10 protein-coding genes and 1 tRNA gene are annotated in these 8,700 nt (G+C 72.9%); 4 read left to right on the plus strand and 7 right to left on the minus strand.

Annotated features, from left to right (window positions below; all coding sequences use genetic code 11):
- Positions 1 to 39: 39 nt before the first annotated feature.
- Positions 40 to 111 (minus strand) — tRNA-Gln (locus DEJ27_RS16760).
- A gap of 79 nt (positions 112 to 190) precedes the next feature.
- Between DEJ27_RS16760 and DEJ27_RS16765 the strand changes: the two genes are divergently transcribed.
- Together DEJ27_RS16765 and DEJ27_RS16770 are read left to right on the plus strand one after the other, a co-directional pair.
- On the plus strand, positions 191 to 685 hold the full coding sequence (locus tag DEJ27_RS16765) for a MarR family winged helix-turn-helix transcriptional regulator (protein WP_110858896.1): 495 nt from the start codon (positions 191 to 193) through the stop codon (positions 683 to 685).
- Between the two features lie 47 nt (positions 686 to 732).
- Positions 733 to 1,209: a VOC family protein gene (locus DEJ27_RS16770; RefSeq protein ID WP_111091492.1), complete on the plus strand. Its 477-nt coding sequence runs from the start codon at positions 733 to 735 to the stop codon at positions 1,207 to 1,209.
- Positions 1,210 to 1,215: 6 nt separating this feature from the next.
- Here the strand turns inward: DEJ27_RS16770 and DEJ27_RS16775 are convergent, their stop codons facing one another.
- From DEJ27_RS16775 to glp, 6 genes are all read right to left on the minus strand, one after another.
- Positions 1,216 to 3,063: an ABC-F family ATP-binding cassette domain-containing protein gene (locus DEJ27_RS16775; protein WP_111091493.1), complete on the minus strand. Its 1,848-nt coding sequence runs from the start codon at positions 3,061 to 3,063 to the stop codon at positions 1,216 to 1,218.
- Positions 3,064 to 3,246: 183 nt separating this feature from the next.
- Entirely contained in the window at positions 3,247 to 3,645 is a 399-nt protein-coding gene (locus DEJ27_RS16780; RefSeq protein WP_111091494.1) for a PLDc N-terminal domain-containing protein, read from the minus strand.
- Positions 3,646 to 3,799: 154 nt separating this feature from the next.
- The gene (locus tag DEJ27_RS16785; protein WP_181430186.1) at positions 3,800 to 4,240 is read right to left on the minus strand and encodes a molybdenum cofactor biosynthesis protein MoaE; all 441 of its coding nucleotides are present in this window, start codon (positions 4,238 to 4,240) and stop codon (positions 3,800 to 3,802) included.
- Positions 4,237 to 4,749, minus strand: a complete 513-nt coding sequence (locus tag DEJ27_RS16790) for a molybdenum cofactor biosynthesis protein B (RefSeq protein ID WP_111091495.1) — start codon at positions 4,747 to 4,749, stop codon at positions 4,237 to 4,239. Before DEJ27_RS16790 ends, DEJ27_RS16785 begins: the two co-directional genes overlap by 4 nt.
- Entirely contained in the window at positions 4,746 to 5,264 is a 519-nt protein-coding gene (gene moaC, locus DEJ27_RS16795; RefSeq protein WP_111091496.1) for a cyclic pyranopterin monophosphate synthase MoaC, read from the minus strand. The genes DEJ27_RS16790 and moaC overlap by 4 nt, the downstream gene beginning before the upstream one ends.
- Positions 5,261 to 6,505: a gephyrin-like molybdotransferase Glp gene (gene glp, locus DEJ27_RS16800; RefSeq protein WP_258369778.1), complete on the minus strand. Its 1,245-nt coding sequence runs from the start codon at positions 6,503 to 6,505 to the stop codon at positions 5,261 to 5,263. Before glp ends, moaC begins: the two co-directional genes overlap by 4 nt.
- A gap of 106 nt (positions 6,506 to 6,611) precedes the next feature.
- Between glp and DEJ27_RS16805 the strand changes: the two genes are divergently transcribed.
- Both DEJ27_RS16805 and DEJ27_RS16810 read left to right on the plus strand, forming a co-directional pair.
- The gene (locus tag DEJ27_RS16805) at positions 6,612 to 7,520 is read left to right on the plus strand and encodes an MTAP family purine nucleoside phosphorylase (protein ID WP_111091497.1); all 909 of its coding nucleotides are present in this window, start codon (positions 6,612 to 6,614) and stop codon (positions 7,518 to 7,520) included.
- Complete coding sequence (locus DEJ27_RS16810; RefSeq protein ID WP_111091498.1) at positions 7,517 to 8,587, plus strand: NAD(P)-dependent oxidoreductase; 1,071 nt, start codon at positions 7,517 to 7,519, stop codon at positions 8,585 to 8,587. Before DEJ27_RS16805 ends, DEJ27_RS16810 begins: the two co-directional genes overlap by 4 nt.
- The last annotated feature ends 113 nt before the right edge of the window (positions 8,588 to 8,700 follow it).

Below are 8,700 nucleotides of genomic sequence, written 5' to 3' on the forward strand. Positions count from 1 at the left end.
TGCCGAAGCGCCTCTGCCGACCGGCCGATCAGCCCCCCGCTCCGCCTCCAGGATTCGAACCCGGACCTAACGGCACCAAAGGCCGTCGTGCTGCCATTACACCAAGGCGGAACGCACCCGGGGGTGCTCCTCCATCCTCCCACGACCGACGAGGCTGGCTGTCCGCTCCGGGTTCGGCCAAGATGGAGGGATGCCGCATGAGGACGAGGTCGATCGCATCGTCGCGGCGTGGGGTCGTGAACGTGCCGATCTCGACTTCGGCCCGCTCGAGGTCCTGTCCCGCGTGGACCGGCTCGCCCGGCACCTGGACCGCGCCCGGCGGACGGCGTTCGACGCGAGCGACATGGAGCCGTGGGAGTTCGACGTGCTGTCGGCCCTGCGGCGCGCGGGCGAGCCGTACGAGCTGAGCCCGAAGACCCTGCTGCAGCAGACCCTGGTGTCGAGCGGCACGATGACGAACCGGGTGGACCGGCTGGCGGCACGCGGCTTCGTGGGGCGGCGCACCGACCCGAAGGACGGCCGGGGCATCCTCGTGTCGCTGACGGGCCTGGGGCGGGTGGCGGTGGACGCCGCGATCGCGGACCTGCTGGCCGCCGAGCGGGACATCCTGTCGGGCGTCTCGGACGACGAGCAGGGGCAGTTGGCCGGGCTGCTCCGCCGACTCATCCTGGGCCTCGGGGACTGACCGACAGGGTGACACGGGCTGAGCGGCCCCGGCGTAGCGTGCGGCGCATGCACGCCATCACCCTCGCCGTCGCCGACGTCGCTCGATCGGCCGAGTTCTACCGCGCGCTGCTCGGCCTCGAGGGCAGCGGCGTCATCGGCACCGAGTACCCGGCCACCGAGACGCAGGCCAGCGGCACCGCGGCGATGTTCACCCTCGACGACGGTCTGATCGTCAGTCTCTACGGCCGCGACGACATGGCGAAGGACTCCGGCGTGCAGCTGGCCACGGCACCGAGCAGCACGATCGGGCACTTCACGGGCAGTCAGGCCGAGGCGGAGGCGTTCCTCGAGCGGGCGCAGGCAGCGGGCGCCACGATGCTCGAACCGCCGTACACGCGCCCGTGGGGCATGTGGTCCGGCTTCTTCCAGGACCCGGACGGCCACCTGTGGGAGGTCGTGGCGAACCCCGGCGGCGGGGCGCCCGAGGACGCCACACCGGCGGACAGCGGCCAGGACGCGGTCGACCCTGCGTCCGTCGAGTAGTCCGGCTCAGACCCCGAGCAACTCCGCGACCTCGAGCCAGCGCTCCTCGAGCTGCTCGATCTCGGCCTCGTGCTCCGCGAGCTTCGCCTGCAGCTCCCCCAGCCCGGAGTAGTCGGACTGGTCGTGCGTCGCGAACTGGTCGAGCAGCTTCTTGCGGTCCGCGCCGACCTTCGCGATCTTCCGGTCGAGCGCCGACATCTCCTTCTCGGCGGTCCGCCGGTCCGCTCCCGACAGGGCGGACGCACCGGCGGCCGTGGACCCGGCCACGGCACCGGCCGAGCCGGTCCCGCCGACGGTGTCGGGCCTCCCGGCAGACGCGGCGGCAGCCGCAGAGGCGGTCCCGCCACCGGTGCCGGCCTCGCGCAGCCGCATGTACTCGTCGACGCCGCCGGGCAGGTGCCGCAGGTGCCCGCCGAGCACGGCGTACTGCTGGTCGGTCACCCGCTCGAGCAGGTACCGGTCGTGGCTGACGACCAGCAGGGTGCCCGGCCAGGTGTCGAGCAGGTCCTCCATGGCGGCGAGCATGTCGGTGTCGAGGTCGTTGGTGGGCTCGTCGAGGATGAGCACGTTCGGCTCGTCGAGCAGGATGAGCATGAGCTGCAGGCGCCGTTTCTGCCCGCCGCTGAGGTCGCGCACGGGGGTGGAGAGCTGCTCCGAGGTGAAGCCGAGCCGCTCGAGCAGCTGCGACGGCGTCATCTCCTTGCCGTCGGCGACGTAGCTCGTCTTCTTGCGCGCCACGACCTCGCGCACGCGGTCGTCGGCGAACTGCTGCAGGTCGGCGAGCTGCTGGTCGAGCACCGCGACCTGCACGGTCTTGCCGGTCTTCACCCGCCCGCTGGTCGGCTGCAGCCGACCGGAGACCAGGTTGAGCAGGGTCGACTTGCCGGCACCGTTCGGGCCGAGGATGCCGGTCCGCTCCCCCGGTGCGATGCGCCACTCGATGCGGTCGAGGATCTGCGTGCCGTCGAACGAGACGCTCACGTCGAGCAGGTCGACGACGTCCTTGCCGAGGCGCGCGGTCGCGGTCCGGGACAGCGCGACGGTGTCGCGGATCGGCGGGACGTCGTCGATCAGGGCGTTCGCCGCGTCGATGCGGAACTTGGGCTTGCTCGTGCGGGCCGGGGCACCGCGGCGGAGCCATGCGAGCTCCTTGCGGGCCAGGTTCTGGCGGCGCTGCTCGATCGTGGCCGCCTGCCGGTCACGCTCGACGCGCTGCAGGATGTACGCGGCGTAGCCACCTTCGAAGGGGTCGACGACGCCGTCGTGGACCTCCCACGTGTCGGTCGACACCGCGTCGAGGAACCACCGGTCGTGCGTCACGACGACCATGCCGCCCTGGTTCGACGACCAGCGGCGGTTGATGTGCCCGGCGAGCCACTCGATGCCCTCGACGTCCAGGTGGTTGGTCGGCTCGTCCAGAAAGAGGACGTCCCAGTCGCCGACCAGCAGCCGCGCGAGTGCCACACGGCGACGCTGCCCACCGGACAGCTCGTCGACGCTGACGTCCCACGGGATGTCCGAGACCAGACCGCCGATGATGTCGCGGATCTTCGGGTCACCGGCCCACTCGTGCTCCTCGAGGTCGCCGACGACGGTGCTGCCGACGGTCGCGCCCTCGGGCAGGATGTCGCGCTGGTCCAGGTAGCCGATGGTCAGCCCGCGCCGGTGCGTGACACGGCCGCCGTCCGGCTCGAGGCGCTGGGACAGCAGTGCGAGGAGGGTCGACTTGCCGTCGCCGTTCCGGCCGACGACGCCGATCCGGTCGCCCTCGTCGATGCCGAGGGTGACGTTGTCGAAGACGACCTTGGTGGGGAACTCGAGATGCAGGTTCTCGGCGCCGAGGAGATGTGCCACCCGTCAAGGGTAGGTGGCGCGGCGGGGTGGTGGGTGCGGGTCGGGTGGTGCGGCTGGTGCGGCTGGCTCGTGCGCGTGGTGCGCGTGCAGGTGGTCGGCCCGTGCGCGTGGGCTCGCGCGGTGCGTCGGCGGCGCGGCGCGCCGGTGCGTCGGTGCGTCGGTGCGTCGGCCTGGAGGCCCGGGTCAGCTCGCGGGGGCGACGTCGCCTTCGCCCGCGGCCTCCTTGGCGCGCTTCAGGCGGGCCTGCGCCTCCCAGTACTCGATCTCGCGCTCGAGCTCGGCGAGCTCCTGCTCGGTACCGGTGACGCGCTTGGCGCCGTGGGCACTGCGGGCGTCGCCGAGGGTGGCGTACCGGTCCTCGTGGCGGGTGGGCTCGATGTAGCGACCGTGGTTGCGTTCGCCCGGAGCCCAGTCGTGGCCGATGGCGAACCAGACGATGCTGCCCACGACGGGGACCAGGATCACGAGGATCACCCACGCGATCTTCGGCAGGCCGCGGATCTGGTCATCCGTCTTCGTCAGGATGTCGATCAGGGCGAAGACCAGCAGGATGACGGTGATCCCGGGCAGCAAGACGCTCATGTTCGCGATTCTATGGATCCGCTTGGAGTCTCACCATGCCCCGAACGAGCGTCCCGGTTGCGAAGGTGCACAGGGTGGGCGTCGAGCGGCCGGCGGGCGAGGCTGCAGGATCAGCGCGCCCGATGGCCGGCGGTCGCGGTCTGGGCGGAGGCGGTCACAGCGCCGCCACCCACTCGTCCGTCCCGTCGGTGAACCGCTGGTGCTTCCAGATCGGCACGCGCTCCTTCACCAGGTCGACCAGGGCGCCGCATGCGGCGAACGCCTGCGCCCGGTGCGACGACGACACCGCTGCGGCGAGCGCGACGTCCCCGATCCCGAGCGCCCCGACCCGGTGCAGCACGGCGATCCGGACGTCGGGGTGGTCCTCGGCGATGGTGCGGGCGACCTCGGTGATGACCTCGCCGGCGCTGGGGTGCCGCTCGTAGTCGAGCGCGGTGACGCCCTTGCCACCGTCGTGGTCACGGACGATGCCGGCGAAGGTCACCAGAGCGCCGTCCTGCTCGGTGGCCACCGCGGCTGCGACCTCGTCGACGCTGATGTCGCGGTCGACGACGTCGGCGAGCACGACACGTGCGGCGGCCTCGGTGGTGCTCACGAGGCACTCCGCGGGGCGTGGCCCTCGCCGTGCACCTGTGCGACCACGTGGTCGAGCACACCGTCGAGCACAGCGAGCCCGTCGGACACCCCGCCACGCGACCCGGGCAGGGTGACGAGCAGGCAACCTGCGTTCGTGACCCCGGCGACGCCGCGGGTGAGCAGCGCGGTCGGGCCGGCACCCGCGAGTCCGCGCCGACGGATCTCCTCGGTGATGCCGGGCAGTTCGAGGTCGATCAGCCCCGCCACCGCCTCGGGGGTCCGGTCGGTCGGGGTGACCCCGGTGCCGCCGGTGGTGATGACGACACGTGCGTCGGCCAGGAGTTCAGCGGTGACGGTCTCGGTGATCGCGCCGCCGTCGGGGACGATGATCGGGTCGCTCGTGGTGAACCCGCGGTCGCGCAGCCAGTCGACGATGACGGGCCCGGTGCGGTCGAGTGCGGGCTCGGCGGCGGCCTGCGTGGACACCACGACGACGGCGGCCCGGCCCCTGGTCGGCTCGGCGGTCATCGGTTGCTCCAGTCTCCGGAGCGCCCGCCGTGCTTCTCGAGCACGCGGACGTCCGTGATCACGGCCGCTCGGTCGACGGCCTTCACCATGTCGTACACCGTCAGGGCGGCGACACTCGCCCCGGTCAGGGCTTCCATCTCGACGCCGGTGCGCGAGGTCGTGCGGACCGACACCTCGATCAGCACGCGGTCGTCTGAGCCGGTGATGTCGACCTGCACGCCGGCGATCGGCAGCGGGTGGCACAGCGGGATCAGGTCGGAGGTCTTCTTCACCGCCATGATCGCGGCGATGCGGGCGGTGCCGACGACCTCGCCCTTGGGCAGCGAGCCGTCGAGGATGCGTGCGACGACGTCGGGGCGGGTGACGACGGTGGCGGTGGCGGTGGCGGACCGGTCGGTGACGTCCTTCGCGGAGACGTCGACCATGTGTGCGCTGCCGTCGGCGCGGACGTGCGACAACTCGTCGGTCGGCGACGGTCCGGGCCGCACCTGGTCAGAGGCGGACGGGTCGGTCATCGGAGGCTCCAGACGGTCAGGGGGTCGCCGGGTTCGACGGTGTCGACGCCGACGGGGACGTGCACCAGGTGGGTGGCGGCGGCGTAGTGCACGAGCAGGTGTGAACTCGGCCCACCGACGAAGTGCACGGCCCCGTCCTGCACCCGGCCGCGACGGACCTGGTGCTTGCCGACGGGTGAGCCGGCAGCGGACGCCGCTGGCAGGACCTGGGTGGGACGGTCCGGCGTCAGCCCGACGGCGGTGGCGAGCAGCGGTCGCAGGAACACCTCGAACGAGACCAGCGCCGACACCGGGTTGCCCGGGAACGACACGACGGGCACGGAGCGACCGCCACCGGCGTCGCCACCGAACACGACGCTGCCGAACGCCTGCGGCCCACCGGGTTGCATCGCGACCGGCGTCACCGCGAGCCCGCGGGGTTCGAGCGCCTGTCGGACGACCTCGTACGCCCCGGCGCTGATGCCCCCGGTGGTCAGCACGAGGTCGGCCCAGTCCCCCACGGCCGCATCGAGCGCCCCGTCGAAAGCAGTGACCTCGTCGGGCACCCGGACGGTCCGCGATTCCGCACCGACCTGGGCCAGGGCCGCCCGAAGCGCGATGCCGTTCGCGTCGCCGATGGTCGCCGCCTTCGTGTCGGCGCCCTGCAGCTCCGAGCCGGTCGACACGACGAGGACCCGCAGCGGTCGACGCACCGACACGGTCGTCACCCCCGCAGCAGCCAGGGCCCCGAGCAGCGCCGGCGTGACCGCGGAACCGGCCGGAGCGAGCTCGGCACCGGCGGGCAGGTCGCTGCCGGTGACCCGCACGAACGTCCCGGCGGTCAGGTCAGCGGGCACCGTCACCCGCGGCAGCTCGAGCGCCGCCGGGAACGCACCGGGCTCGGTCGCCTCGACCGGGAACACCGCGTCGGCACCCTCCGGGATCCGTGCCCCGGTCATGATCGGCGCCGCCGTACCGGGCTCGAGCGGTTCGGGCACCACGCCGGCCGGGATCGGTTCGACGACCCGCACCTGCTGCCCGGCCTCGGCGACCCGCACTGCGAAGCCGTCCATCTGGCTGTTGTCGAAGGGCGGCAGCGGCACCGGCGACGCGACGGCCGCCGCGAGCACACGGTGTCCGAGCCCGGCGCCGAGCCCCGCGCCGACGAGTTCGTCGATCGGCAGTTCTTCTGCTCCGAGGCCCGCCACCACCGGCGCGAGCAACGCCGCCAGGTCGTCGCGGTGCTGACCGATCGTTCGCACAGGTGCCTCCGAACAGGGGGTTGGCGGCGCCGCTCCCGGTTCGCCCGGTGGCGCCGTCAGTAGCGTATCCAGCGCGCAGCCCGCGCCGACGACCAACGGAGGACCTGTGGAGAACGACGAAGCCGTGACGATCGGTGTCATCGGAGGCTCCGGCCTCTACCAGCTGTTCGAGGAGGGCACCGCCGACGAGCTCGACGTCCCGACCCCGTTCGGCCCGACGTCGAGCCCGATCAGCATCGGCACGATGGCCGGACGACGGGTCGCGTTCCTGACCCGCCACGGCCGTGAGCACTCCGTCGCCCCCCACCGCATCAACCACCGCGCGAACGTGTGGGCGCTCCGTTCCCTCGGTGTCCGCGCGATCGTGTCCTCGAGCGCCGTCGGCGGCCTGCACCCCGACTACGCACCCGGCACCTTCGTCGTGACCGACCAGCTCATCGACCGCACCTGGGGACGCGCCGACACGTTCTTCGAGGACGACGTGCAGCACCTGTCCTTCGCCGACCCGTTCGACCCCACGCTCCGTCGCGCGGCGATCGACGCCGTCGCCGGACTCGACGTGCCGTTCCGTCCGACCGGCACCTGCGTCGTCATCCAGGGTCCCCGGTTCTCCACCCGCGCCGAGTCCGTCTGGCTCCGCCAGGCCGGCGGCCACACGATCAACATGACGATGACGCCCGAGGTCCCCCTGGCCGCCGAACTCGGCATCGCCACCGTGAACCTGTCGTTCGTCACCGACGCCGACGCCGGCCTGGCCCCGACCGAGGACGAGGCCGCAGCCGCGGCCGCAGCCGCAGCCAGCGGCCCCGACGTCGACGACGCCGGAGCCGTCGTCACCCACGCCCTCGTCATGGAACGCCTCGCCCGCGCCAACGAGGTCATCGTCCGCGCCATCGGCCAGATCGTCGCCGCCATCCCCGCCGACTTCACCCCGCGCGAACTCGTCCCGACCAGCGCGAGCGCCAGCATCATGCAGGCCCAGCCCGCCGCCACCGCCACAGGCCCCACCGCATGAGCCGCCTCCTCGTCACCGGCGGCGCCGGCTTCATCGGTTCCGCGATCGTCCGCCGCGCCCTGGCCGACGGCCACGAGGTGCGCGTCCTCGACTCCCTGCGCGACGACGTGCACGGCCACCCCGCCGAGGTCGTCCGCGCCCACCAGCAGCAGGGCATCGCGTTCGTGCACGGCGACGTCCGCGACCGGGTCGCCCTCGACGCCGCCCTCGACGGCGTCGACGTCGTGTGCCACCAGGCCGCCAAGGTCGGCCTCGGCGTTGACTTCCAGGACGCCCCCGACTACGTCTCGTCGAACGACACCGGCACCGCCCACGTCCTCGCCGGCTTGGACCGGCACGACATCGGCCGGCTCGTCGTGGCCAGCTCGATGGTCGTCTACGGCGAGGGCGCGTACACCACCGCCTCCGGGCAACCCACCCGTCCGCCGGCCCGCCGCCGCGAGGACCTCGACGCCGGCCGCTTCGACCCGATCGGCCCCGATGGTCAGCCCCTGCTGCCCGGCCTGATCGACGAGTCCGCAGCGCTCGACCCCCGCAACGTGTACGCGCAGACGAAGGTCGCGCAGGAGCACCTGGCCTCGAGCTGGGCCCGTGCCACGGGAGGCCGCGCGATCGCGCTCCGCTACCACAACGTCTACGGACCGGGCATGCCGGCGAACACCCCCTACGCCGGTGTCGCGTCCCTGTTCCGCTCGGCACTGGCCCGTGGCGAGGCACCCCGCGTCTTCGAGGACGGCGCCCAGCGACGCGACTTCGTGCACGTCGACGACGTCGCCGGCGCGAACGCCGCGTCCATCGCGGCGACGGCCGACCTGCCGTCGGACACGTTCCGCGCGTACAACGTCGGCTCCGGCACCGTGCACACCATCGGTGACATGGCCGCCGCGATCGCCGGACCCGACGGCCCGCAGCCGGTCGTCACGGGCGAGTACCGACTGGGCGACGTCCGCCACGTCACCGCGAGTTCGGCACGCATCGCCGCCGAGCTCGGATGGCACGCCGAGGTGGACTTCGAGCAGGGCATGCGCGACTTCGCGACGGCTCCGCTCCGCAGCGCCGTCCGCTAGCCGGAACGCGTGCGCGAGCGGTTCGCCGCTGGTCGCGCCTGAGAGCGCGACCAGCCACCGGACGGGAGGCCCGTGACGGCCCCGCCCCGCGCCTCCCGTCCGGTGGCTGGTCG

Source organism: Curtobacterium sp. MCPF17_018 (genome assembly GCF_003234135.1).
In the GTDB taxonomy this organism is placed as follows: domain Bacteria; phylum Actinomycetota; class Actinomycetes; order Actinomycetales; family Microbacteriaceae; genus Curtobacterium; species Curtobacterium flaccumfaciens.

Bases quoted from the DNA above. Each gene is read 5' to 3' on its own strand.
- DEJ27_RS16765 (WP_110858896.1), top strand. From the start codon at position 191: ATGCCGCATGAGGACGAGGTCGATCGCATCGTCGCGGCGTGGGGTCGT.
- DEJ27_RS16770 (WP_111091492.1), top strand. From the start codon at position 733: ATGCACGCCATCACCCTCGCCGTCGCCGACGTCGCTCGATCGGCCGAG.
- DEJ27_RS16780 (WP_111091494.1), bottom strand. From the start codon at position 3,645: ATGAGCGTCTTGCTGCCCGGGATCACCGTCATCCTGCTGGTCTTCGCC.
- DEJ27_RS16790 (WP_111091495.1), bottom strand. From the start codon at position 4,749: ATGACCGCCGAGCCGACCAGGGGCCGGGCCGCCGTCGTCGTGGTGTCC.
- moaC (WP_111091496.1), bottom strand. From the start codon at position 5,264: ATGACCGACCCGTCCGCCTCTGACCAGGTGCGGCCCGGACCGTCGCCG.
- DEJ27_RS16810 (WP_111091498.1), top strand. From the start codon at position 7,517: ATGAGCCGCCTCCTCGTCACCGGCGGCGCCGGCTTCATCGGTTCCGCG.